Source organism: Pseudomonas sp. KCJK9000 (assembly GCF_046230725.1).
In the GTDB taxonomy this organism is placed as follows: domain Bacteria; phylum Pseudomonadota; class Gammaproteobacteria; order Pseudomonadales; family Pseudomonadaceae; genus Aquipseudomonas; species Aquipseudomonas promysalinigenes.
Genome location: NZ_JBJJLN010000033.1, coordinates 1 through 25,210 on the forward strand (window position 1 = coordinate 1; position 25,210 = coordinate 25,210).

At 63.1% G+C, this 25,210-nt stretch carries 23 protein-coding genes; 11 read left to right on the forward strand and 12 right to left on the reverse strand.

Going from position 1 to position 25,210, the window contains the following annotated elements:
- Positions 1-99: 99 nt before the first annotated feature.
- Positions 100-666 carry a dCTP deaminase gene (gene dcd / locus ACK59H_RS15245; protein WP_008096785.1) on the forward strand — a complete coding sequence of 189 codons (567 nt, stop codon included), beginning with the start codon at positions 100-102 and terminating at the stop codon, positions 664-666.
- Positions 667-764: 98 nt separating this feature from the next.
- Positions 765-989: a hypothetical protein gene (locus tag ACK59H_RS15250; protein ID WP_261744937.1), complete on the forward strand. Its 225-nt coding sequence runs from the start codon at positions 765-767 to the stop codon at positions 987-989.
- Positions 990-992: 3 nt separating this feature from the next.
- On the opposite strand, the gene pdeM is transcribed toward ACK59H_RS15250, so the two are convergent.
- The 10 genes from pdeM to ACK59H_RS15300 form a co-directional block, all read right to left on the reverse strand.
- Positions 993-1,652: a ligase-associated DNA damage response endonuclease PdeM gene (gene pdeM, locus ACK59H_RS15255; RefSeq protein ID WP_409264595.1), complete on the reverse strand. Its 660-nt coding sequence runs from the start codon at positions 1,650-1,652 to the stop codon at positions 993-995.
- The gene (locus ACK59H_RS15260; RefSeq protein WP_409264596.1) at positions 1,649-4,096 is read right to left on the reverse strand and encodes a ligase-associated DNA damage response DEXH box helicase; all 2,448 of its coding nucleotides are present in this window, start codon (positions 4,094-4,096) and stop codon (positions 1,649-1,651) included. The genes pdeM and ACK59H_RS15260 overlap by 4 nt, the downstream gene beginning before the upstream one ends.
- Positions 4,097-4,161: 65 nt before the next feature.
- Positions 4,162-5,277, reverse strand: a complete 1,116-nt coding sequence (locus ACK59H_RS15265) for a succinylglutamate desuccinylase/aspartoacylase family protein (protein WP_409264597.1) — start codon at positions 5,275-5,277, stop codon at positions 4,162-4,164.
- Positions 5,278-5,373: 96 nt separating this feature from the next.
- Positions 5,374-7,032, reverse strand: a complete 1,659-nt coding sequence (locus tag ACK59H_RS15270) for an ATP-dependent DNA ligase (protein WP_261744940.1) — start codon at positions 7,030-7,032, stop codon at positions 5,374-5,376.
- Positions 7,029-8,045 carry a ligase-associated DNA damage response exonuclease gene (locus ACK59H_RS15275; protein ID WP_409264598.1) on the reverse strand — a complete coding sequence of 339 codons (1,017 nt, stop codon included), beginning with the start codon at positions 8,043-8,045 and terminating at the stop codon, positions 7,029-7,031. Before ACK59H_RS15275 ends, ACK59H_RS15270 begins: the two co-directional genes overlap by 4 nt.
- Before the next feature lie 197 nt (positions 8,046-8,242).
- Entirely contained in the window at positions 8,243-10,684 is a 2,442-nt protein-coding gene (locus ACK59H_RS15280; protein WP_409264599.1) for a penicillin acylase family protein, read from the reverse strand.
- Positions 10,685-10,829: 145 nt separating this feature from the next.
- Complete coding sequence (locus ACK59H_RS15285) at positions 10,830-11,030, reverse strand: SEC-C metal-binding domain-containing protein (protein WP_060477824.1); 201 nt, start codon at positions 11,028-11,030, stop codon at positions 10,830-10,832.
- Positions 11,031-11,036: 6 nt separating this feature from the next.
- A complete protein-coding gene (locus tag ACK59H_RS15290) occupies positions 11,037-11,513 on the reverse strand; it encodes an LEA type 2 family protein (RefSeq protein ID WP_060477823.1) in 477 nt (158 codons plus the stop codon).
- Between the two features lie 2 nt (positions 11,514-11,515).
- The gene (locus tag ACK59H_RS15295; RefSeq protein ID WP_060477822.1) at positions 11,516-11,992 is read right to left on the reverse strand and encodes a YchJ family protein; all 477 of its coding nucleotides are present in this window, start codon (positions 11,990-11,992) and stop codon (positions 11,516-11,518) included.
- Between the two features lie 2 nt (positions 11,993-11,994).
- Positions 11,995-12,489, reverse strand: coding sequence for a DUF6231 family protein (locus ACK59H_RS15300; protein WP_060477821.1), 495 nt, complete (start codon positions 12,487-12,489; stop codon positions 11,995-11,997).
- Between the two features lie 158 nt (positions 12,490-12,647).
- On the opposite strand from ACK59H_RS15300, the gene ACK59H_RS15305 reads away from it, so the two are divergent.
- The 3 genes from ACK59H_RS15305 to ACK59H_RS15315 all read left to right on the forward strand — a co-directional run bounded on the left by ACK59H_RS15305 (position 12,648) and on the right by ACK59H_RS15315 (position 14,653).
- Complete coding sequence (locus ACK59H_RS15305; protein WP_186477606.1) at positions 12,648-13,343, forward strand: OmpA family protein; 696 nt, start codon at positions 12,648-12,650, stop codon at positions 13,341-13,343.
- Between the two features lie 283 nt (positions 13,344-13,626).
- Complete coding sequence (locus tag ACK59H_RS15310; RefSeq protein WP_060477819.1) at positions 13,627-13,902, forward strand: DUF1145 domain-containing protein; 276 nt, start codon at positions 13,627-13,629, stop codon at positions 13,900-13,902.
- Positions 13,895-14,653, forward strand: coding sequence for a collagen-like protein (locus ACK59H_RS15315; protein ID WP_409264600.1), 759 nt, complete (start codon positions 13,895-13,897; stop codon positions 14,651-14,653). Before ACK59H_RS15310 ends, ACK59H_RS15315 begins: the two co-directional genes overlap by 8 nt.
- A gap of 36 nt (positions 14,654-14,689) precedes the next feature.
- Here ACK59H_RS15315 and ACK59H_RS15320 read toward each other — a convergent pair whose 3' ends face one another.
- Positions 14,690-15,154, reverse strand: coding sequence for a CopD family protein (locus ACK59H_RS15320; RefSeq protein WP_060477817.1), 465 nt, complete (start codon positions 15,152-15,154; stop codon positions 14,690-14,692).
- A 98-nt stretch (positions 15,155-15,252) separates the two neighbouring features.
- On the opposite strand from ACK59H_RS15320, the gene dinG reads away from it, so the two are divergent.
- The 6 genes from dinG (at position 15,253) to ACK59H_RS15350 (ending at position 23,437) form a co-directional block, all read left to right on the forward strand.
- A complete protein-coding gene (dinG, locus tag ACK59H_RS15325; protein WP_060477816.1) occupies positions 15,253-17,397 on the forward strand; it encodes an ATP-dependent DNA helicase DinG in 2,145 nt (714 codons plus the stop codon).
- A gap of 81 nt (positions 17,398-17,478) precedes the next feature.
- A complete protein-coding gene (locus ACK59H_RS15330; RefSeq protein WP_409264601.1) occupies positions 17,479-19,716 on the forward strand; it encodes a beta-agarase in 2,238 nt (745 codons plus the stop codon).
- Positions 19,717-19,859: 143 nt separating this feature from the next.
- Positions 19,860-21,005 (forward strand): serine hydrolase domain-containing protein, encoded by a 1,146-nt coding sequence (locus tag ACK59H_RS15335; protein ID WP_060477884.1) that lies wholly within the window; start codon positions 19,860-19,862, stop codon positions 21,003-21,005.
- Positions 21,006-21,104: 99 nt separating this feature from the next.
- Entirely contained in the window at positions 21,105-22,082 is a 978-nt protein-coding gene (locus tag ACK59H_RS15340; RefSeq protein ID WP_060477814.1) for an OmpA family protein, read from the forward strand.
- Between the two features lie 19 nt (positions 22,083-22,101).
- Entirely contained in the window at positions 22,102-22,749 is a 648-nt protein-coding gene (gene pdxH / locus ACK59H_RS15345; protein WP_261744946.1) for a pyridoxamine 5'-phosphate oxidase, read from the forward strand.
- A gap of 223 nt (positions 22,750-22,972) precedes the next feature.
- Entirely contained in the window at positions 22,973-23,437 is a 465-nt protein-coding gene (locus ACK59H_RS15350) for a glycine zipper 2TM domain-containing protein (RefSeq protein ID WP_060477812.1), read from the forward strand.
- A gap of 150 nt (positions 23,438-23,587) precedes the next feature.
- Here ACK59H_RS15350 and ACK59H_RS15355 read toward each other — a convergent pair whose 3' ends face one another.
- On the reverse strand, positions 23,588-25,195 hold the full coding sequence (locus tag ACK59H_RS15355) for an NAD(P)/FAD-dependent oxidoreductase (protein ID WP_409264602.1): 1,608 nt from the start codon (positions 25,193-25,195) through the stop codon (positions 23,588-23,590).
- Positions 25,196-25,210 lie beyond the last annotated feature (15 nt).

The following is a 25,210-nucleotide window of genomic DNA, read 5'->3' on the forward strand; positions in this document are numbered from 1 at the left end:
GGGGGGGGCGGGGTGAGGCTTGGCTTTTACGCTGTGTCCGCGGACGGGACAGTATGCGCGTTAGCTTTTCCCCTCCCCAACTCTAGAGGCCCCCCCGCGATGAGCATCAAATCGGACAAGTGGATTCGCCGCATGGCGCAGGAACACGGCATGATCGAGCCATTCGTCGAGCGCCAAGTGCGCGGCGAGCAGGACAGCCGGGTCATCTCCTTCGGCGTCTCCAGCTACGGCTACGACGTACGCTGCGCTGATGAATTCAAAGTGTTCACCAACATCAACTCGGCCACCGTCGACCCGAAAAACTTCGATGCCGGCAGCTTCGTCGACGTCAAGAGCGATGTGTGCATCATCCCGCCCAACTCCTTCGCCCTGGCCCGTACCGTCGAGTATTTCCGTATTCCGCGCAACGTTCTGACCATCTGCCTGGGCAAAAGCACCTATGCCCGTTGCGGCATCATCGTGAACGTGACGCCGCTGGAGCCTGAGTGGGAGGGCCATGTGACGTTGGAGTTTTCCAACACCACTACCTTGCCGGCGAAGATCTACGCCAATGAAGGTGTGGCGCAGATGCTGTTCCTCGAATCCGATGAAGAGTGCGAAGTGTCGTACAAGGACCGTGGCGGCAAGTACCAAGGGCAACGCGGCGTTACCCTGCCTCGCACCTGATCCGACGAGCGCGGGGAATTAGTTTCGACCTTGGCACTCCAACAGATTGAACAGTGCTGATACGTATGCAACGTGTCGGCCCTAGTCAGGAGTTGCCTATGAAACTTGACCCCGCAATCAGTGCCAAGCTGGCTGTCATGCAGCCCAACCAGATTGGGTTGCTGGCCTGGTCAGTACTCGCGCATCCACTTCCCCTTCAGGCCGGTGGTGTGCCGCACCAGCCCGATCCTGATACGCCGCAACCTACACAGCCTGGCGATACGCCCAATGAGCCGGGTAACCCCACCCGCCCCGATGATCCGCCTCCTTCACCCGTAGTGTGACTGCTAGGCCAGCGCCCAGATCTGGTCGCCTCCAGTGAGGTAGACGCGGGCGCCATGGCCGGGCTCAACCAACCATCCACCGGTGAACTCCCCGAAGGCCGGTAGCAGGCTGACCTGTGCGTCCATGAGGAAGCACGGCAGCCTGAGCCTTTGCCGTGCGCGCCCACGCAGCAGGTATGCCGGATGCACGTGCCCGGCCAGCACCGGGTACTCTGGATGCGGTTGTGGCTCATGCTGCAAGGCAAAAGGAGCCATCAACAGGGGCTCGTCCTGTACCTCTATGGCTAATGTGGCAGGTGGGTCCCCTGCATGGTGGTCATGGTTGCCACGTACCAGTACGATCTTCAACCGACCATGCCGGGTTCTCCACTCATGCAGCCTGGCCAGGGTGGCCGGGGCGTGGGCTTTGCGCGCATGCAGGAAGTCGCCAAGGATGATCAACTGCTCGCACGGGTACTGCTGCAGCAAGGCGTCCAGGCGCGCCAGGGTCGCCGATGTGGTGCCGCGGGGAACGGGTTGATGCAGCGCTCGGTAACTGGCTGCCTTGCCGATATGCACGTCGGCCACCAGCAGGGCGCGATGTGCTGGCCAATAGATGGCCTTGTCCGCCAGCAACCAGAGCGTCTCGCCGCAGTGTTCGATAACCAGGTGATTACTCGTCATCGATTGGCCGCTTTTTCCAAGTCTGCCACCATGCGCGCGATACGGTCTGCCAGCTTTTCAGTACTCAAGGTTTCCCGCATGCCCTCGACCAGCAGAGCGAAAGCCAGCGGGCCAGGCCGCTGCAGCGGGCGCAGGTCCAGTTGCAACTGCTGCATCTTGGTTAACTGACGGTGTAGTCGTTCGATTTCCAACTCCTCGTTAAGCACCTCATCGCGCGCCTGGCCAAGCAGCAAGTTGCCAGCATCATGCTTGCGGAACACTTCGTAGAACAGGCCGCTGGACGCCTGGATCTGCCGTGTGCTTTTTTGCGCGGCAGGGTACCCACCGAACACCAGCCCGGCGATCTGAGCGATTTCACGAAAACGCCGCAGCGCCATTTCCCCAGCATTCAGGCTGGCCATCACATCCTCCAGCAGGTTGTCGCCGCCAAGCGCATCCGGCAAGCAACCGGCCCAATCCACATCGCTAGGGCTGAGCAGTTCGAAACCGTAGTCGTTCACAGCGATGGATACCGATAACGGCTGCTCTCGGCTCACCCGCCAGGCGATCAGGTTGGCCAGGCCCAGGTTGGCCATGCGCCCGGCGAATGGGTAGAGAAACAGGTGCGAGCCCTGGCGGGTGCTGAGCGTTTCTGCCAATAGGGTGTTGCAGGTTGGCAAGGCTGACCACTGCGCCTGCAACGTGAGCAGGGGCCGTACCGCTTGCATCTCTGGCCCTCGGAACTGTTCCTGTGAGGCAGCATCGAGCTGTTCGACGAGTGCGTCAGCCAGTTCGCTGGACAGTGGCATGCGCCCCCCATTCCAGCGCGCCAGCGCAGCCTTGCGCGAAGTGCTGCGCCGTACATAGGCGGTCATGCCTTCAACCCGCACCAGCTCCAGGATACGGCCGCCGAATACCAGGCTGTCACCGGGCCGCAAGCGGGCGATGAAGGCTTCTTCGACGCTCCCCAGGTGTTTGCCGCCGCCGCCCTTGCTCCAGTATTTGAGCTGCAGGCTGGCCTCGCTGACGATGGTGCCGATACCCATGCGCTGGCGGCGCGCCAGGCGTTCGCTGGCTACCCGCCAGACACCGTCGGGGTGTGCCTCGACGCGCTGGTAATCCGGGTATGCGGTCAAGGCGTGGCCGCCGTGGTTGACGAAGTCCAGCGCCCAGTGCCACTGGCTGTCGCGCAGCTCGCGGAACGCCCAGGTACTGCGCACTTCGGCGAGCAATTGGTCCGGGCGAAAACCACTGCCCAATGCCATGCTCACCAGGTGCTGGACCAGCACGTCCATACACAGGCGTGGCGAGCGACGCGCTTCGATATGCCCCTCAGCCAGTGCTGCCCGGGCTGCGGCGGCCTCGACCAACTCTAGGCTGTGGGTCGGCACCAAGGTGATGCGCGAACGCCGCCCTGGGGCATGGCCAGAGCGACCGGCGCGCTGCATGAGGCGGGCAATGCCTTTGGTCGAGCCGATCTGCAGCACACGTTCCACCGGCAGGAAGTCCACGCCCAGGTCGAGGCTGGAGGTGCAGATCACGGCCTTGAGCGTGCCCTGCTTGAGGCTTTGCTCGACCCAGTCACGTGTTGCCCGGGCCAGCGATGCATGGTGCAAGGCAATCTGCCCGGCCCAGTCGGGGCGGGCATCAAGCAATGCCTGGTACCAGAGTTCGGCCTGGGCGCGGGTGTTGGTGAATACTAGGCTGCTGGTGCTGGCATCGAGTTCATGGGCAACCTGGTCAAGCATTTTCAGCCCCATGTGCCCGGCCCAGGGAAAGCGCTCAATCGCTGTGGGCAGCAAGGTGTCGACCAGCAATTGCTTGTCCTGGCGGCCTTTGACCAATTGGCCGCCACCCGGTAGCAGCACCTCCAGGGCGTGGGACAGGTTGCCTAGAGTCGCTGACAAGCCCCAGGTTACCAGCCCCGGGTGCCATCGACGCAAACGCGCCAATGCCAGTTGCAACTGCACGCCACGCTTGTTGCCGAGCAGTTCATGCCACTCATCCACCACCACCAGGCGCAGGTTAGCGAAGTCTTCAGCCGCCTGAGCTCGGGTCAGCAGCAGTGTCAGGCTTTCTGGTGTGGTGATCAGGGTGCTTGGCAAACGCCGGGCCTGCCGAGCGCGCTCGGCGCTGCCAGTGTCGCCACTGCGCACGCCAACCGTCCAGTCCAAGCCAAGCTCATCCAATGGCGCCTGCAGGGCGCGCGCGGTATCTGCGGCCAGTGCGCGCATTGGGGTGATCCATAACACCTGCAGCGGTGCAGGCTGGCGCCCCTTGGTTGGCTTGGCGAATGCGCGCAGCGCTGCCAGCCATAGCGCGTAGGTTTTGCCTGCCCCGGTGCTGGCATGCAGCAGCCCGGATTCGCCGCGACCTACTGCTGCCCACACCTGGCGCTGAAACGCGAATGGCTTCCAGTTGCGGGCTTTGAACCAGGCATTGGCTAGGTCGGAATGAGCGGGCATGGTGCCGAAGGTCCTGAGAGATCGTGTTCTACAGACCACCGGCCACCAGTATTGGTTTTAATCGATCAATTGGCCAAGAGGTAACCGCTGCGGCACACCTGCTCGCCTGCGACATGGGCAATCACCATGCCTGCTGTGGCCATGCGCCGAACATTGCGCGCATACAGCAGGCCCGGCTGGCTGTTGCGGATTGCGCTCACACGGTCGCTCAACGGGTCAATGACTTCGGCGATCAGTTGCCCTGCCTGCAGATACTGGCCAGGGCGCGCGTGGTACACCAGCAGCCCACCGAGCGGGGCAATCACCGGCTCCACAGCGGCCAGCGGGGTGGCTGGGTGAGGCAGCGCTGGCAGTGGGGCAGGGGTGCCCTGGATGACTTTCGTGTGGGTCAGGTAGTCGAGTATGGCCTGGCTGTCCTGATTGGCCAGCTCATGGGTCACATCCGCCTGGCCGCGCAGCTCCACAGTGACCGCGAGGCTGCCCAGTGGGATCGGGAAGCGCTTGCCAAAGCGCTGTTGCAGTTGCCACCACACCAGGCTGAAACACTCATCAAAAGACTGCCCGCCTGAGTCGGTGGCCAGCAGGCTCGCCTGCGCCCCCAGGTAGCGCGCCAGTGGCTCGACCTGAGGCCAGGCTTCGGGGGTGGTGTAGAGGTGCTCGACTGCCTCGAAATCACAGTGCAGGTCCAGCACCATGTCGGCATCGCACGCCAGACGTTGCAAGGCCAGGCGTTGAGACTGCAGTGGCGTCTGCGCCGTCTGGGCATCCAGGCCGCGACGCAGATACTCGCGTATCAGTGCCCGGTTGTGGGCTGGGTCTTGAGTCAGATGGCCTTCGATCTGGTCACCGATGCTGTCGGAGAGGTCGACGAAGTTGCGGTTGAAGTTCTCCCCGCTTTGCAGCTCGAAACGGCCCAAGGGGGCGTCCAGCATCACCTGCGCCAGGCCAACCGGGTTGGCCACCGGTACCAGGATGATCTCGCCGAGCAGGCGGCCTTGCTGTTCAAGTTCGCTCAGGCGGCGTTTGAGGTGCCAGGCTACGAGCATACCGGGCAGTTCGTCGGCGTGCAGCGAAGCCTGGATATACACCTTCGCCCCCCCTTTTGGGCCGAAGTGGAAGCTGTGCAGTTGGCGGGTGATGCCCGGCACGGGCGAAAGCAGTTCGTGGGTCGAGTGATGCATGGTGGTCCTGGCTGCGTGGCGAAAACGGTCTGCGACACGGGTCGGCAGAAAGATAGAAGCATACTTTCTGCGATAGCGCCTCACCGTGTGCCCTGTTCAGACCAGCAAGGCCTGCAGACTGGCCAGGTCGTCGGCTTCGTCCACCGGCTTGTCCAGGCGCCAGCGCAGCATCCGTGGAAAGCGCACGGCGATGCCGCTCTTGTGGCGTTTGGAGAGTGCAATGCCCTCGAAGCCCAACTCGAATACCAGCGTAGGCTTGACGCTTCGCACTGGCCCGAACGTCTCCACCGTGGTTTTGCGAATGATCGCGTCGACCTTGCGCATTTCCTCGTCGCTAAGCCCGGAGTACGCCTTGGCGAATGGCACCAGGGCCCGGTCGGGAGTGCCGGGTGGCGCATTCCACACAGCGAAGGTGTAGTCGCTGTACAAACTGGCACGGCGGCCATGCCCGCGCTGGGCGTAGATCAGAACCGCATCGACGCTGAACGGGTCGATCTTCCACTTCCACCACAGGCCCATGTCTTTGGTGCGGCCTACGCCGTACAGGGCATCGCGCTGCTTGAGCATCAGGCCCTCGACACCCAGAACACGGGACTGCTCCCGTTGTTGGGCCAGGTCGCCCCAATCGTTACCTTCGAGCAAGGGCGAAAGCAGCAACGGCGCCAGTGGCTGGTCCTGCACCAGACGCTCTAGCTGTTGACGCCGCTCGTGTTGCGGCCGGCTGCGCCAGTCTTCGCCTTGCCATTCCAACAGGTCATAGGCTTGCAGCACTACCGGAGCGTCGGCCAGTAGTTTCTTGCCCAAGGTTTTGCGGCCGATGCGTTGCTGCAGCACCGCGAAGGGTTGCACGGCCGGCACATCAGGGTCGCCAGCGGGCTTCCAGACCAGAATCTCGCCGTCCAGTACTGTGCCGTCAGGTAGGCTTTCAGCCAATGCATGCAGCTCGGGAAAGCGGTCGGTGACCAGCTCTTCGCCGCGTGACCAGATCCACAGCTGGCCCTCACGCTTGACCACCTGGGCACGTATGCCATCCCACTTCCATTCGATCTGCCATTCAGAGGGCGGGCCGAGCTGAGCCTGAAACTCCTCAGCCGGGGCTTGCAGCGGGTGAGCGAGGAAGAACGGATAAGGCTGGCCGCCGCGCTGGCTGTGTTCATCGGCGGATTCTTCAGCGACCAGCTTGTGGTAACTGGTGGCCGTCGGCCGATGGCTGATGTCGGTGTAGCCTACCATTCGCTGAGCGACGCGCTTGGCGTCCAGGCCTGCGAGTTGGGCCAGGGCGCGAGTGACCAGCAATTTGGAAACGCCTACGCGAAAACTGCCCGTGATCAGCTTCAGGCATAGCATCAGGCTAGGGCGGTCCAATTGTGCCCACAAAGGCGGCAGTCGCTGCTGGATGACCTCTGCGGGCAGCCCACGCAAGGGCAGCAGATGAGTTTCGACCCAGTAGGCCAGGCCCTCGTCGCTGCCCTGGCTAGCGTCAGGCAGCAGCAGCGAAATGGCTTCGGCCAAATCGCCTACGGCTTGATAGCTCTCTTCGAACAACCACTCAGGCAAACCGGCCATCGCCGTTGCCAGTTCACGCAGTGTCCGTGTGGGCACCAATTGCCGAGGGCGGCCCCCAGCAAGAAAATACACAGCCCATGCAGCATCTTCGGCAGGCGCCGATGCGAAGTAGTCGCGCAACGCCTCGAGCTTGGCATTGCTGGACGTAGTGGCATCCAGGCGCAGGTAAAGTTCGGCGAATGCTTTCATGCCTCGGGCTCCGTGGCCGGGGTGTCATCCTCTTCGCCATACTCGGTGACGAAAGCCCGAGCATCCAGGCCTTGCTCATTGAGGTAGCGCACCAGCACGTTCACTGAGCCGTGGGTCACCATGACCCGCTCGGCGCCAGTCTGGCCGATGGCCCAGAGCAGCCCTGGCCAGTCGACATGGTCGGACAACACGAAGCCGCGGTCCACACCGCGGCGCCGCCGTGTTCCGCGCAGCAGCATCCAGCCGCTGGCGAAGGCGTCGCTGTAATCGCCGAAACGGCGCATCCACGTGCTGCCAGCGGCCGAAGGTGGCGCCAGCACCAGCGCTTTTTGCATCAGTGGGTCTTTGCGCGGAATGTCGCCGGCATACCGAGTAGGCGGCAGGTACACCCCAGCTTCGCGGTAGACCCGGTTCAGTGGCTCGACAGCGCCATGCACCAGGATCGGGCCGATGTCCGGGTCCAGGCCATGCAGAATCCGCTGCGCCTTGCCGAAGGCATAGCAGAACAACACACTGGCCTTGCCTTGCTCACAATTGCTGCGCCACCAAGCATTGATGCCGGCGAAGATTTCCGCCTGGCTGGGCCAGCGGTAAATGGGCAGGCCGAACGTGGATTCGGTGATGAAGGTATGGCAGCGCACCGGCTCGAAGGCGCTACAGGTGCCATCCGGTTCGACTTTGTAATCGCCCGACGCGACCCACACTTCGCCTTGGTATTCCAGGCGCACCTGCGCCGACCCCAACACGTGGCCGGCCGGGTGCAGGCTTAGGGTGACGCCATGGTGCTGGATGCGCTCACCGTAGGCCAGGGTCTGCAAGTCGATGCCCTGGCCCAAGCGGCTGCGCAGGATGCCCTCACCGGGTGCAGCGGTCAGGTAATGGCTATTGCCCGTGCGGGCATGGTCGCCGTGCCCGTGGGTGATCACGGCGCGCTCGACCGGGCGCCAGGGGTCTATGTAAAAGTCGCCGGGCGGGCAGTACAGGCCTTCGGGGCGGGCGATGACGAGGTCCATGGCATGCCTGTGCTGGTTGTGGGTTACCAGTTAGGAGCTTTGGCCACGGGGGGAAGTTCGTATGGAATTGGCTCACAGCTGCCTGGCCTGGCTAAGGCGGCGGCTGGAGTGCAGCCGGCTGCTCGATCCCTCAGGCGCTGAAGATGCTGAGGCGTGCCCACTGACACGCCTCGCTTTGCGTCATTGTGCTGCAACCCTCAACGCCCCGGCACCAAGGTCAAGCGCTGGCTGCCATAAGCCCGTGCGAAATGCTGCGGCTGCAGCGGCAGGCTCATGAAGCGCCCTTTGAACCAGGCATCCAGGCCGTCGGCGTAGTGCGCGCTGGCCGGGTTGCCGGACTGTCCGCTGCTGGTCAGCACCTGTAGGGGTTCGGCCTGGCTGAAATCGACGATCATTCGTGCCGAAGCCGGCAGGCGCGTGTCGAAATCGCTACCCCAGGCGTATGGGGTCAGGCTCAGCGTGGTGAAGTCGCCACCGGCGGCCAGTGGTGAGTGGCTAAGCGCGTCACCCAGGCCGTGATAAGCGGGCGCCGGCCAGCGATACTGGTGCAGCTTGCCCCATTGCCAGGCGCTTAGGTCGCTGCCCAGTTGCGCGGAGCCAACATCTACCGCAGCTGCCAGGCTGCGGGCGAGGATGGCCGGTTTGTCCTCTTTTTGCGCTGTGCTGCGATCATCCCAGAATGGGCTGTCGTCGCGCCCCAGCAGGTGGTCGGCCTGAGCCGAGTAAGACAATCGGGCATTACTGACGAATGCTTGCCAGGCAGGGCCCGACTCCGGGCCGAGGTCGTCGAGGAAGGTCTGCCGAGTGACTTCCTGAAGGAACAGCTCGTAAAGCGCTGCATCCGCCGAAACCGGGCTCAGGCGGCCATCGAATGCCTTCAGACGAGCAAGCGCGTTACGCGCTTTTTCGCGCTGAGCCGGCGGCAGAGCATCGATGGCCTGCTTGAGCGGCTGGGCCATGCCGGGAGCCTCGAACATCTGCTTGAGCTTGGCGGCCATCAGCGTCACCTGATCATTCTGCATGGCCATCAGGCTGCGCGCGTCGTGTCGGCCGTTGCCGGCCAGCTGGGCCAGGCGCTCTGCACGCTCAGGGTAGTACCAGGTGCTGGACAGCTGCATGCCATAGCCACGGGGCAGGCTGCGCTGGTTGGCGTGGGCGATCCAGCCGGCCGGAGGGTCCTGGTCATAGGGGTGCAGCATCGGGTCGGCATAGCCGTCCCAGTCATAGCGCCCATCCCAGCCTGGCGACGGCAGCAGACCCTGGCCCTCACGGCGGTTGGGGTAGCGGCCGCTGACCTGCCAGCCGATGTGCTCAGGTTCGGCGAAGACGAAGTTCAGGGCAGCGCTGGCCACCTCACGGGTACTGTCGAAGGCACGCTCCACATTCTGTGCCCGGGTCAGGTCGAACAGTGCGTCGAGGCTGCGGTCGCCCTTGAACTGTGGCAGGCTCAGGGCCAGGCCTAGGCTCGGGTTGCCGGCCTGGGGCAGCAGGGTGCCGTGGCGAGTGTCGTACATCACTTCGCGCTGTGGGCGCTGGCCGCGTACGAAGAACGTCTCGCTGCGCGCCCGCGCCGCTAGCCATTTGCCGTCGGCCAGGTAGCTCACCTGGCTGCCGGCATGCCGCAGTTGCTCCAGGTACAGGTCTTGGTTATCGGCCATTACTGCGCTGCTGCTCCAGGCCAGTTTGCCGTTGTAACCGGCCAACACGATGGGAAAGCCCGGCAGAGAAAGGCCCGCGACCTGATACTTGCCCGTGTGGATCTGCACCGGGCTCAAGGCCCAGGTGGCGCGGCTGTCACTGGCCAACAGGCTCTTGCCACTGCGGCTGCGCTGCGGGCCGAGCGCCAGGTTGGCAGACCCAGGGCTGCCGAGCAGGTCGAGGTCGGCGAGTTTCTGGCTGGCTGCCGCCAATGCGGGCAAGCCTGGTAATTGGCTGCCCAGGTTCAGGCCTTTGAGTTTCTCCACCTCGGCGTCAGGCAGAGGTTCGTCCGGTGCGCCGGGCAGCAGCCAAGGCAATTTGGCGCTGCCCACCTTTTGCGCCAGGGTCAGAGCGCTGAGCTCTTCGTGCAAATTCACCGACTGGCTGAAGGCGTAGAGGCTGAAAATCAGTGCCGAATCCTCAGGCTTCCAGTACTCCGCCCGATACCCGGTGCTGGCCAGGTTCGCTGGTAGTTTGTCGCGGTATCGGAACAGGTAGGCATTGACGCCTCGTGCATACACCTCGAAAAAGCGCTTCAAGCGCGGCGAGGCATCGGCGTATTGCTGGGCAGCACGCTGCTTGAGGTTGGCGGCGCGCATCAGGCGGTCGATATCCAGCGCCTCGCTGCCGGCCAACTCTGCCAGGCGGCCTTGGGCCAGCAGGCGCATGGCGAGCATCTGCTCGATGCGATCACCGGCATGCACATAGCCAAGGGTGAACAGGGCATCATGGAAGCTGCTGCTTTCGATCAGCGCTGCACCCATGGCGTTGCGCCGTACCGATACGTTCTGGGCCAGGCCCTTGAGCGGCTGTACCCCCGTGGTTGGCGGCACGCTGTCCTGATAGCCCCCCATCTGGCAGCCGGCCAGGCCGAGCATGCCTAGCAAGGTGGCGGCGGCGGTGAACCGCAGGCGGAAGGGAGGGCGGACGAGGGCGGCCATGACAAGGGCTCCTGCAAGGCGTGGCGAGGTTGGAAAGGCGCTAAGGTAGTGAGCGCGCAGGCGCCGTGCAAGGTGTGCGCAAGCTTTATTTACCAGCGGTCGCTGCAGCGCATTCGGGCAACTGCAGCGACCGGCATTCAAGGTGTCAGGCGCCGTGGCACTTCTTGAACTTCTTCTCGCTGCCGCATGGGCATGGATCGTTGCGACCAACGTCTTTCAGGGCGTTGCGCACCGGCTCCTGGTGGCCGTGGTTGCAGTGCGGGCCGTGCACATGGCCGTGGTCGTGATCATGATGATCGTGACCGTGGTTGCAGTCTGGGCCATGAACATGGGGTTGCTGGGTCATTGCTGGTTACTCCGGTTTGAGATCGCCGGGCATTATCTCACCACTGCGGCGCAAGTGCAGGTCCTGATGGATGATCAGCCCGGTTTCGAGCTCGCCTTGCAGGCGATAATGCAGCGCCTGGTTGCTTTTGAGTAATTTGACCAACGGCTTGAGATGCTGCCATAGATTGGTCCGCGCGGTGATCTTGAACGTGCGCCGTGCGTGCCCGCCAACACTGCGCCAGAGGCTGACATCATCCTGCACCAGCAAAAGGTCGTTCAGCCATACCGAGTAACTGAGGTTGCGGATGAACAGGCGGCTGTCATTGGGGTTGTCGACGCGAAGGTGCAGGACGAACTCCTGTTGCAGCAACCGTGCCTTGACCGTTTCGACCTTGTCCAGGTGTAACTGAGGTTCGCGCCAGTCGTCATCGCCCCAGCTCGCACAGCCTCCCAGCAGCACCAGAAGGACACTTAATAGGAGCAAGCGGCTGGCGGCAATCATGCTCAATTACCGACGTAACTGGCGCAGCATTTCTTGAACTTCTGCCCGCTGGCGCAGGGGCAGGGGTCGTTGCGACCGGCCTTGAGTGCGACGGTGGGGTCGATGAAGTACCAGCGCCCCTCGTGCTGCACGAAAGCGGAGCGTTCTCGGTGTTGATGGTCGCCTTGCAGGTCATGCCAGCGCGCGATGAAGGTCACGAAGGCGTGCTCGGGCTTACCGCCAAGCACTTCAGCGCTCTGCACCTGTAGGCCCAACCAGGTGCTCTGGGCGCTCCAGGCTGCAATCGCATCACGGTCCAGTTCGTCTTGTTGGGCAGGCAGCGTGGTAGCCACCAGGTAGTCGACCAGCCCCAATACATAGGCGCTGTAACGCGAGCGCATCAATGCCTGGGCGTCGGGAGCCGGGGTGCCGGCGTGGTAATGCCCACAGCAAGCCTCGAGCAAATTGCCGCTGCCACACGGGCAAACCGAGACACTCATCATCACCACCAATACTTGCCGAAATTTTCAGGGTTGGCCCAGAACTTGGCGTTGAGCCAGTCCGGGACCTGCTTGTAGTCATGTAGATCATAGGTGAACAAGCTCAAGACCTGCTGGTCACGGCGGAATTTCTCGCTGGCCGACAGTGCCAGGGAGAAGAAATCGGTATCCCGCCAGCCACAGGCGGGTAGGTCGGCCAGTACCGCCACGCGGCTGGCATTGAGGTTGCGAATGCCGCCCAACAATTGCAGGCCCGTGCGTTTGGGCAGGTGCTCCAGGCAGTCCACCAGTACGGCCAGGTCAAAGCGCTGAGCCGCCACCGTTGCCGGCAAGGGCCCTGGCGGGCAGGTTTCGATCGTGACCTGCGGGTGAGCATCGGCAAAGGCGTCCAGGGCTGGGAAGCGGGTGCCCACCAGCAGCAGGCGCTGCGGCGTGAAGCGTTCTAGCAGGGCGGCCAAAGCTTGTTGCGGGGTGCGCTGGGAAAAACCGTCGGTCATTGCCAATCCTCGTTCTAGACACCCAAGACTAGCGGGCCGTTGCCCGTCGGCATAGAGGAAAGTGGCTGCGCAGTGGCTTATTGCTGGCAGGGATGGATAGTGCCGTCTTTACTCCGAAAGATCGGCCTTGAGTCGATTCCCCTAGGAGAAGCTACGAAATGAGCATAGTACGCACAGCGTTACCCTTGGTGTTGCTCACCAGTGTGTTGACTGGTTGCGCAGGTTTGCAAAAAACCGACTGGCCGAAGTGTGCTGCCGTCGGGGGTATCACCGGAGCCGGCCTGGGCGCCATCGAAAGCTCCAGTTGGGCGGGTTGGGGCGCGCTGCTTGGTGGTGGTCTGGCCGCGGGTTATTGCTGGGCTCATGGCGACGGTGACGAGGATGGCGATGGCGTGCCGGACAGCCGCGACAAGTGTCCAGGCACGCCCCGCGGCGTGAAGGTCGATGCCAACGGTTGCCCTCCACCAGCGCCGGCTCCGGTGGTCGAGGAAGTAGTTGTTGTGAAGGAGGAAGTGATCGTCATTCGTGATGTGCACTTCGAGTTCAACTCGTCACGCCTGACGGCTGCTGACAAAGACCGCCTGAATACTGTTGCCACTCGCCTCAAGCAAGAAGCGCCGAGTGCGCGCCTCAGTGTGACCGGCCACACCGATAGCGTGGGCTCGGACGCCTACAACCAGAAACTCTCCGAGCATCGTGCCCATGCGGTAACCGACTACCTGATCGACAGCGGCGTACCGCGCTCAAGCTTCGTATCGGTGGTGGGTGCTGGCGAGACCCAGCCAGTGGCAGACAATGCCACCGCCGAGGGCCGCGCCATGAACCGGCGTACCGAGATCAAGATCCAGCGTTGACCGCCTTGCGCCCGTGCCTCGAAAAGGGGCACGGGCGTTTTCACTCCTGTTATTGGGCCTCAGCCGATGGCTCAGCAGCACTCACCCCGATGCAATAGCGCAGGCAGTGTCGCCATTGCCGAGGGTGCCGGCTTGCGCCAAGGCTGCGCCATTCACAACGACGTGATGCGCTGTTCAACGGACAAGCTGGCGCATGCTGCGTCATTGCAGTTAGTGTTGGTTGCGCGGCTCGCTTGCCAGGGCCGCTTGAGCCTGACAATAAACAGATACGAAGGGGCGGGGTATGAAGTTCATTCTGGGCCTGGGCAAGATCCTGACCGTAGCATTTTGGGGCGTCGTGCTATTCAATCTGATGACGCCGCAACCGGTGCCGTTGAACCTGCTGATCAATGCGCTGGGCATTGTCGTGCTGAGCCTGCACGTTCTTGAGGTGCTGTTTTTCAATGCCAGCTTGCGTGGCCGAAGCCACCGCTGGTTCGATCGGCTGCAGATTCTGCTGACCGGTATCTTTCATGTCATGTCCATTCCCCGTCCGCAGGAGGCGCCTCGCCATGCGTAAATTGATAGTGCTGGCGGCATTGGCCGCGCCCGTGGTCCAGGCCCAGAGCCTGGAGGTTGCCTCCCACTCCATATTGCGCCTGCCCAGCAAGTCGGCCGCGGTGCACCTTGAGCAGTTACGTGTGGCAGATTCTGCCACCTTACTGTTACCGGCCTCGTTGACCGAACTGCGAGTCGACCACCTGCAGTTGGGGCGCGATGCGCGTATTGCCATCGCCCCGGCCGAAGCACCTCTGCTTATCGACGTCGCTAGCGCTGTGCTGGGTGAGGGCAGCGAATTCAGTGCGCCGGGTGCGCCTGGCACCTATGAACGGGCCGCTCGCTCTGGGCGAAGCCTTGAGTTGAAACTGACCGAGGTCGATGCCGAGCGCCTGGCCATCGATGCCCGGGGCGGCGCAGGCGCACCGGGTTACGTGGGCCTGGATGGTGCCAATGGCCAGGCCGGTGGTTGCGCGTGGGGTCAGGCGAGCAGAGGGGCCAACGGCGATGACGGTGGCAATGGGCATGACGGTGCCCCCGGCGGGCATGTCCGGCTGAGCCTACCGCAGGATTTTCCCCAGGATCGCGTTCTGGTTCGATTGGACGGCGGGGCACCGGGTAAGCCAGGTGCCGCAGGTAAACCGGGTAAAGGCGGGGCGAGCAAGGGCTGCCTGGTGTATCGCACCGATGCGGGGGCCAATGGTCGACCGGGCCAGGAGGGGCAGCCCGGGCTGGCCGGCGCGCAGGGTGAGTTGATCCTGCAGCGCTTGTGAACGCCTGCGTGCGCCCGGTTCAGGGCGCGCCAGCCTTTAGGTCATCAGCCGCGAGCTGGCGACCGCGACCACCGCCAGGCCGAGCAGCAGATTCAGGCCCACCAACCGGCGGATACGCCCGAGCACCGCAGCGCCCGCCGGCCAGTTCTCGGCGTGCACTGCCGCCTTGAGCTCGGGCAGCAGCAATGCCTGAATGCGCATGAACAGCGCAAACATCGCTATCGCGCCACCGATCATCACCTGCACGTACTTGGGCGCGGTTTCCAGGCCGCTGAAGCGCATGTGCAACATGCCGATGCCACTTATCGCCAGAATCGCTATTGCTAGCCAGACCCAGACGAAGAAGCGTCGGAAAACTTCCACCCATAGCTTCAACCGGGCAGGCCCCTCAAGGGCTGCGACGGTTGCTGGGCGCAGAACGAGCCAGGCGAAGAACATGCCGCCGACCCAAACCAGGGCGGCAAGTACATGCAGTGCATAGGGCAAGGCAAAGGCAACCATCTGGATCTCCATGCGGCACAAAGGGCAAGAGCGGGGTATGATAGCCGGCCCATGCAAAACACTGAAAATATATCCAGCCCTTCGGGCGCCTGCAGACCATGATCAGCAACGAACTCAAAGCCACCATCCAGGGCGCCTATACGCGTTTTCTCGAAGCCAAGAGCCTCAAGCCGCGTTATGGCCAGCGCCTGATGATCGCCGAAGTGGCCAAAGTGCTCGGCGACATCGCCTGCGACGATGAAGGCCGCCGCGCGGGCGAGCCTGCCGTGGTCGCGGTGGAGGCGGGCACCGGTACCGGCAAGACGGTCGCCTATGCGCTGGCGGCGATCCCGGCTGCCAAGGCCGCCGGCAAACGCCTGGTGATCGCGACCGCAACCGTGGCGCTGCAGGAGCAGATCGTCATCAAGGACCTGCCAGACCTGATGCGCAACAGCGGCCTGAACTTCAGCTTCGCCCTGGCCAAGGGCCGGGGCCGCTACCTGTGCCTGTCCAAACTCGACATCCTGCTGCAAGAAGGCCATGCGCAATCGGCCACTGCGCAGTTGTTCGAAGAAGAAGGCTTCCATATCGAAGTCGACGAGCGCAGCCAGAAGCTGTTCAACAGCATGATCGAGAAGCTCGCTGGCAACCGTTGGGACGGTGACCGCGACAGTTGGTCGGAGGCCATCGAAGACCAGGACTGGGCGCGCCTGACCACCGACCATAGCCAGTGCACTGGCCGTCACTGCCCGAACTTCCAGCAGTGCGTGTTCTACAAGGCCCGCGAAGGTATGGGCAAGGTCGATGTGATCGTCACCAACCACGACATGGTACTGGCGGACCTGGCGCTGGGCGGCGGCGCGGTGCTGCCTGACCCTCGCGACACGCTCTACGTATTCGACGAAGGCCACCACCTGCCAGACAAGGCCATCGGCCATTTCGCCCATTATTCGCGACTGCGCTCCACTGCCGACTGGCTGGAGCAGACCGCCAAGAACCTGACCAAGCTGCTGGCCCAGCATCCGCTGCCGGGCGATTTGGGCAAGTACATCGAGCAGGTCCCGGAGTTGGCGCGGGAGGTGCGTACCCAGCAGCAGTTCATGTTCACCTTGTGCGAGCAGGTTGCCGATTTCCGTCCCAGCGAGGACACCGAAGGCCGCGAGCGCCCGCGCTATCGCTTCGAGGGTGGTGTGGTGCCCGAGCAGATCCGCGAAGTGGGCATCGAATTGAAAAAGGGCTTCGCCCGCCTCAATGACCTGTTCACGCGCCTGGCCGACCTGCTCAAGGAGGGCATGGACGGCGAAGTCAACATCGGCATCGCCAGCCACCAGGCCGAGGAGTGGTACCCGCTGTTCGGCAGCCTGGTCACCCGTGCCCAGGGCAACTGGGAGCTATGGACCGCCTTCACCGCTGAAGACCCGGAGGACAGCCCGCCCATGGCCCGGTGGCTGACCCTGGCCGAAAGCGGAGCCTTGTTCGACATCGAGGTCAATGCCAGCCCGATTCTGGCTGCCGAGATGCTGCGCCGCAGCCTGTGGAGCGTTGCCCATGGCGCGTTGGTGACGTCGGCCACGCTGACCGCGCTGGGCAAGTTCGATCGCTTTCGCATGCGTTCAGGCTTGCCCCGAGATGCGGTTACCTGTGTGGTACCAAGCCCGTTCGTGCACGGCGATGCCGGCTTGCTGCGGGTGCCCGACCTCAAGGCCGACCCGCGTGACGCTGCCGCGCACACCGCGGCGATCATCCGCGAGTTGCCCGGCATCGTGGAGGACGCCCGTGGCGCACTGGTGCTGTTCTCTTCGCGCAAACAGATGCAGGAAGTGTTCGACGGTGTTGACCGCGAATGGCGCAAGCTGGTGCTGATCCAAGGTAACTTGTCCAAGCAGGAAACCCTGAACAAACACAAGGCTCGGGTCGACGACGGCCAGCACAGTGTGCTGTTCGGCCTGGCCAGTTTCGCCGAAGGTGTCGACCTGCCAGGCGCCTACTGTGAGCATGTGGTGATCGCCAAGATACCCTTCGCCGTGCCTGACGACCCGGTCGAGGCAGCGCTGGCCGAATGGATCGAAGCCCGCGGTGGCAACCCGTTCATGGAAATCGCCGTGCCCGATGCTTCGCTGCGCCTGATCCAGGCTTGCGGTCGCCTACTGCGTACCGAGCAGGACCGAGGGGTCATCACCCTGCTGGATCGACGCCTGGTCACGCAGCGTTACGGCAAGGCTATCCTCAATGCGCTACCGCCCTTCCGGCGGGAGATATCCTAAGGGCCGGAGCACGATGCACCGGCCTGTTGTCCATTACTCAGTCGCGGGCTCAAGAGGGCCTGGAAGGAGACCCCCAGCCCTATGATCCGCCGAAGCTTGCCCGTGGTACTCACCCTGTTGTTCAGCACGTCCGCGTGGGCCGGGCAACAAACTTTGTTCAGCTTCGTGCGCCCGGCCTCGGTGGTCAACGTGGCGACCGAGGGGGCCGGCATGCCGCAGTACAATGCCGAGCAGACGGCCGAGGGCGAGGTACTCAGGCGGGTGGTGTTCAGCCCGGTCGAGCGGCCAACCTTGCGCTTGAGCCCGCAGAGCGGTGTGTGGGACTGGTCGACAGGGCGGTTTCTGACCCTGCGTATGCAAAGCGCCCAAGACTGGGCCTTGACCGTGGATGTGACCATCGTTGGCAGCGATGGGCGCAAACTGACCAGCCGTATCGACCTGCCGGCAGGCCCTGCGCAAACCGTGATGGTGCCGCTTACGGCCAGTTCGCCGTTGAGCCAGGGCATGCGTGCCGGCCCGCCCATGCCGTGGGTCTACGAAGGGCAGCGGTTACTGTTGACCAGCAGCGCCGGGGAGCTCGACCTCAAACAGGTGGCCGCTGTCAGCCTGACCATCCCCAACCCGAAGGTGGCGCAGAACCTGCTGATCGAAAAGGTAGGGCTCCAGGATGATGACGTGGCCTTTCAGGCTGCCTACCGCGAGCTGATAGACGCCTATGGGCAATCCACCCGAGGCCAATGGCCCGAAAAAATCACTCAAGACGATCAACTCAAGGCCGCTGACGCCCGCGAACAGCAACAGCTCAAGGTTTGGCTGGCCGAGCGCGAGAAACAGCAACTCGATAGCTACGGCGGTGTGCTCGGTGGGCCTGCATTCGAAGCCCAAGGGTTCTTCCGCACGCAAAAACGCGATGGCCGCTGGTACCTGGTGACGCCCGAGGGGCATCCGTTCTTCTCGCTGGGGGTCAATGCCGTGGCTGCCGATGGTGGGCGCACCTACGTTGCCGGTCGCGAAGCCATGTTCAAGGGTTTGCCAGCCGATGGCGACACGCTGGCGGCGTTTTATGGTGAGGGCAACAATGACGATGGCAACGCTTCGTCCATCGGGCGCAGCTTCAAGCAGGGCCGCTGGTTCGACTTCTACGCCGCCAACCTGCAGCGCACCTACGGCAAACCCTGCCCGCCTGCAGGCACCGAGCAAGCCGCCGCGCCATGTCCTGCACCGCAACTGGATGCCGAGCGTTGGCAGGCCCACACGCTGGACCGCTTACAGGCCTGGGGCTTCAACACGTTAGGCAACTGGAGCGACCCAGGCATCGGCCTGGTCAAGCGCATGCCTTACACCTTGCCGCTGTCGATTGTTGGCGACTATGCAAGCATCAGCACGGGCATGGACTGGTGGGGCCGCATGCCCGATCCGTTCGACCCGCGCTTTGCCATGGCCACCGAGCGTGCTGTGGCGATCGCCACACGCGATCACCGAGACGATCCTTGGCTAATAGGCTACTTCGCCGATAACGAACTGGCCTGGGCTGCGCCAGGCAACGACCCAAGGGCCCGGTATGGCCTGGCCTACGGTACGTTGCGCCTGACCACCGACGTGCCGGCCAAGCGCGCGTTTCTCAAGCAGTTGCGCGACAAGTACCGTAATCAACAAGGGCTGTCCAAGGCTTGGGGCATCGAGTTGCAAGCCTGGGAGTTGATGGAAGACCCAGGCTTCGAGGCGCCATTGCCCGATCCTGAGCATCCGGAGATCGAGCGTGACTACCAGTACTTCCAGCAGGTATTCGCCGAAACCTATTTCAAGACCATTTCCGATGCGCTGAAGTGGCATGCGCCCAACCACTTACTGCTGGGCGGTCGCTATGCCGTGAGCACGCCCGAAGCCGTCAAAGCCTGCGCCGAATTCTGCGATGTGCTGAGTTTCAATTTCTATACCCTTAAACCCGAAGATGGCTATGACTTCGCAAAGCTTGCCGAACTCGACAAGCCGGTACTGGTGTCGGAGTTTCAGTTTGGCTCCCGCGATCGCGGGCCGTTCTGGCCAGGGCCAGTTGAAGTGGCAAGGGAAGAAGACCGGGGGCCAGCCTATGGCAACTTCCTCAAGGCCGCTCTGGCGCAACCGATGATCGTCGGCGCACATTGGTTTCAATACCTCGATCAGCCAGCCAGCGGGCGCTTGCTCGATGGGGAAAATGGCCATCTGGGCTTGGTTGCAATCACTGATGTTGCATACCCAGGTTTCGTAGAGGCCGTGCGCAAGAGCAACCTTCAGGCCATTGGTCAGTTGCGCGCAGAGGCGCAGCAAAAAGCCCCGTAAATCTCAAAGCGGGGCATGCAATGCCTCTGGCGCCGATGAAACGGTTATCTGGGGGCAGGCCGCTGGGCCTTGCCCAGTAGGCAAAACGGCCAACTACTGAAACAATGCACGCCCTTGTCGGCAAGATGTACGGAGAACAGTGGGTGCAGATCCAGGGTCACTATGAGCTGAAGTTCGAAGCCGTGCGCGAGGCATTCGCCGCGTTGTTCGAGGATTCTCAAGAGCGTGGAGCGGCGCTGTGCATCCAGGTCGGTGGCCAGACTGTGGTCGACCTCTGGGCCGGCAGCGCCGACAAGGATGGCCAGCAGGCTTGGCACAGCGATACCATCGCCAACCTGTTCTCCTGCACCAAGACGTTCACCGCCGTCACCGCGCTGCAGTTGGTCGCAGAGGGCAAGCTTGAGCTGGACGCCCCAGTCGCGCGCTATTGGCCAGAGTTCGCTCAGGCCGGCAAGCAGCATATCACCCTGCGTCAGCTGCTCAGCCACCGTGCCGGCCTGCCGGCCATACGCGAGCTGCTACCGGCGCAGGCCCTCTACGACTGGCAGGCCATGGTTGACGCCCTGGCTGCCGAAACGCCCTGGTGGACACCCGGCACGGAACACGGTTATGCCGCCATCACCTATGGCTGGCTGGTCGGGGAATTGATCCGCCGTGTCGATGGCCGTGGCCCTGGGGAGTCGATCGTCGCGCGCACCGCCCGGCCGCTAGGCCTGGACTTCCACATTGGCCTTGCCGACGAGGAGTTCCACCGCGTGGCGCATATCGCCCGGGGCAAGGGCAATGCAGGCGATGCTGCGGCCCAGCGCCTGCTGCAGGTCACCCTGCGTGAGCCAGAGGCGTTGTCGACCCGCGCCTTCACCAATCCGCCGGCAATCCTTACCAGCACCAACAAGCCTGAGTGGCGGCGCATGCAGCAGCCAGCGGCCAATGGCCATGGCAATGCGCGCAGTCTGGCCGGGTTTTATACGGGCCTACTCGACGGCAGCCTGCTCGAATCCGAGCTGCTCAACGAGCTCACTCGCGAGCATAGCCTGGGCCAGGACCGCACCCTGCTGACCCAGACCCGTTTCGGTCTTGGCTGCATGCTCGATCAGCCTGAGGTGGCCAATGCCACCTTCGGCCTCGGTGCCCGTGCCTTCGGTCATCCAGGTGCTGGGGGCTCGGTGGGCTTCGCCGACCCGGAGCATGATGTGGCCTTTGGCTTCGTGGTCAACACCTTGGGCCCCTATGTGCTGATGGACCCCAGAGCCCAGCAGCTGGTGCGGGTGCTCGGCAATTGCCTTTGATCGGGTAACACGGGTGTTAAGCCATCCCTTTGACTATCCTCAATGCCACCGCCCCCTGTGCGTGGGCAAAATATCTTTCAATTTCATGGTGTATCGCTGATGTCTTCACATAAAACCTTAGCTCTCGCACTGTGCCTGACCGCAATGACCGGTTGTGCCAGCCATTCTCAGGACGGCGCCAAGGATGGCAGCAGCAGCTGGTGGCCGTTCGGTTCGGACAAGGTTGCCGACAAGGAAGTGAAGGCAGCGGTGACTGAAAACGTCGCCAAGGCTGATGCCAAGTCTGACAGCGCCAGCCGCTGGTGGTGGCCGTTTGGTGGTGACGACAAGCAGGCCAAAGGGCCAGTTGTGCCAAAAATCGATGAAAAAGCCACTCAGGCCTGGCTGGATCAGTACGAGCCCAAGCTGCGTGAAGCGGTCAAGGACAGCAAGCTGGAGTTGGAGCGCCGTGACAACGTGCTGGTGGTGATCATCCCAGTGGACGGCTCGTACAACCCAGACCGCCCGAACATGCTGCTGCCGCTGACCTTGTCGCCGATCACCCGGGTGGCCAAGGCTGTCGAGGGCGATGCCAAGACTGCGGTGCTGGTGCTAGGCCATGCTGACAGCAGCGGCGCTGCTGCTGCCAACCAAAAGCTGAGCCTGGAGCGTGCCGCTTCGGTATCGGCCATCTTCCGCCTGAGCGGCCTGCAGCGTGACCGCCTGTCGCTCAAAGGGATGGGTTCGGTGATGCCGCGTGCTGCCAACGACAGTGCCGAAGGACGTGCCCTGAACCGTCGGGTTGAAATGCTCTTCACCCCGCAGAACACCATGCTTGCCTTGCTGGCCAAGTACCAACAGTCAGCGCCAGTGGCCACCCCGGCGACCTTGGTCGCGGTACAGGATGCCAAAGCGCCAGCTGCCAAGCCTGCTGAAACCAAGAAGGCGGCGGCCAAGCCTGTCGCCAAGAAGGCGGCTGCCAAACCGGCGACCAAGGCCACAGCCAAGAAAAAAGCCACATCGGCCAAGCCTGCCGCCAAGAAAGCTGCTACCGCTGACAAAAAGGTAGCCGCCAATACCTCTGCGAAGACCAACTGATCGCCAAGGAAGCGCAGCCATGACCCAATCTTTGGCCGATATGCGCCGCGATTACACCCGCGATGGCCTGGCAGAAGCCCAGGCCCCGGGTGAGCCGTTCGCGCTGTTCCACCAGTGGTTTGCCGATGCAGTCAAAACCGAGCAACCTCCGGTGGAGGCCAACGCCTTGACCCTCGCCACCGTCGATGCCGAAGGCCGCCCGCATTGCCGGGTGCTGCTGCTCAAGGGCCTTGATGACCGTGGCTTTACCTTTTTCACCAACTATGACAGCGCCAAGGGCCAACAACTGCTGGCCAATCCATTCGCGGCCATGACCTTCTTCTGGCCAGCGCTGGAACGCCAGGTGCGGGTTGAAGGGCGGGTAGAAAAGGTCACGGCCAAGGAGTCGGATGACTACTATCAGGTGCGCCCCCTGGGAAGTCGCCTGGGTGCCTGGGCTTCGCCGCAGAGCCGGGTGATTGCCGACCGTCAGGAACTCGAGGGGCTGGTCAAGGCAGCCGAGGCACGGTTCTCCCAGACCCAACCGCATTGCCCGGAACATTGGGGCGGCTACCGGTTGTTACCCGAGCGGGTGGAGTTCTGGCAAGGCCGTGCCAGCCGCCTGCATGACCGCTTGAACTACCGACTGGTCGATGGCCAATGGTTGCGCGAGCGACTCGCGCCATGACTGACAGGGGCCGCATTAGCGGCCCTTGGTTTTTCTGTGGGCACCGTGCTGCATACGACGATGCAGTAATCAGTGGCTATCCTTGGTCTGAGCTGTAACGTCGGCATTACTGCCGACCGAAGGCTGTACAGGGCCTGAATGGAAATACTTTTTTTACCTGCGCGCCGTGACAGCCGTCTATGCGCAGCGTCTAATGGACACCTGTTTTCTGGAGATTGTACCCATGCGTAAATCCGCTTTGCTGGTGGCGACTTTTACCGCCATGTCGCTGCTTCTCGGTGGCTGTGCCTCGAGCTTGACTGGTGACAGCTACTCCCGTGATGAAGCCCGTCGCGTGCAGACCGTACGCATGGGTACCATCGAATCCCTGCGCCCGGTGAAGATCGAAGGCACCAAGACGCCGATCGGCGGTGGCGCTGGCGCAATCGTAGGTGGTGTTGCCGGCAGTGCAGTCGGCGGTGGCCGTGGCAGCATTGTCGCTGCCGTGATCGGTGCCGTAGCTGGTGGTTTGGCGGGCTCTGCCGCCGAAGAAGGCCTGACCCGTACCCAGGGTGTGGAGATCACCGTCCGTGAAGATGATGGCAGCATGCGTGCCTACGTGCAGGCCGTGCAGGAGAATGAAATCTTCCGTGTCGGCGACCGCGTCCGCATCATGACCGTGGACGGCACCAGCCGCGTCACGCACTGACTGGCGCTTGAAACGCAAAACCCCGAACCGGCGTGAGCTGTTCGGGGTTTTTGGTTTTCTGGGCCGGCCTGTTCGCGGCTAAACCCGCTCCTACAGGGTTTGGGCAGGCTGCGGGTTCATCCGTGAACCGGCCTGGCCTGGCCGCACGGGTCAGAGCCCGAGAATATCCCGCGCTACTGCCTCGGCAATGCGGATACCATCTACACCGGCCGAAAGAATCCCCCCGGCATAACCTGCGCCTTCGCCTGCCGGGAACAGCCCCTTGAGGTTCAGGCTTTGCAGGTCCGCACCACGGGTGATGCGCAGCGGCGACGAGGTGCGGGTTTCGATGCCGGTCAACACTGCGTCGTGCAGGTTGTAGCCTTTGATCTGGCGGTCGAATGCGGGCAGTGCCTCGCGGATCGCTTCGATGGCGAAGTCCGGTAGGCTTGGCGCGAGGTCACCCAGGGTTACGCCTGGTTTGTAAGACGGCTCGACGCTGCCCAGGGCCGTGGACGGTTTGCCCGCCACGAAGTCACCTACCAGCTGAGCCGGCGCTTGATAGTTACTGCCACCCATGACGTAGGCATGGGCTTCCAGGCGTTCCTGCAACTCGATGCCTGCCAGTGGCCCGCCCGGATAGTCGCGCTCGGGGTCGATCCCGACGACGATGCCGGAGTTGGCATTGCGCTCGTTACGCGAGTACTGGCTCATGCCGTTGGTGACCACGCGCCCCGGTTCGCTGGTGGCAGCTACCACGGTGCCGCCTGGGCACATGCAGAAGCTGTAGACCGAGCGGCCGTTCTTGGCGTGGTACACCAGCTTGTAGTCAGCGGCGCCCAGCTTAGGGTGGCCGGCGTACCTGCCCAGGCGCGCTTTGTCGATCAGCGTCTGCGGGTGCTCGATACGGAAACCGACCGAGAACGGCTTGGCCTCCATGTACACCCCTCTGGCGTGCAGCATGCGGAAGGTGTCACGGGCGCTGTGGCCCAAGGCCAAAACCACATGGCGCGAATGCAGTTGTTCACCGCTCTGGAGCACAACGCCAGTCACCTGACCGTCTTCGATCAGCAGGTCGGTGACCTTTTCCTGGAAACGCACTTCGGCGCCGAGGGCTATCATGTCCTGGCGCATCTGCTCGACCATGCCGGTCAGGCGGAAGGTACCGATGTGCGGCTTGTTGATGTACAGGATCTCGTCCGGCGCGCCGGCCTTGACGAACTCTTCCAGCACCTTGCGACCGTGGTGCTGCGGGTCTTTGATCTGGCTGTAGAGCTTGCCGTCGGAGAAGGTCCCGGCGCCGCCTTCGCCAAATTGCACGTTGGACTCAGGGTTGAGCACACTTTTGCGCCACAGGCCCCAGGTGTCCTTGGTGCGCTGGCGCACCTCTTTGCCACGTTCGAGAATGATCGGCTTGAAGCCCATCTGCGCCAGCAGCAGGCCGGCGAAGATGCCGCAGGGGCCAAAACCGACCACGATCGGGCGTTGCTGCAAATCGGCTGGGGCTTGGCCAACGAACTTGTAGGTGACATCCGGTGCCACGCCGATATTGCGATCATCGGCGAACTTGCTGAGCAGCTCGGCTTCGTTGCTGGCTTCAAGGTCAATGGTGTAGATGAACAGCAGCTCGCTGTTCTTCTTGCGCGCATCGTAACTGCGCTTGAACAGGTTGAAGCTCAGCAGTTGCTCGTCGCTGATGCCCAGGCGCTGGACGATGGCCTCACGCAGGGCTTCGTCGGGATGGTCCAGGGGCAGCTTCAGTTCGGTGATTCGTAGCATGGCAGGGTCCAGTAT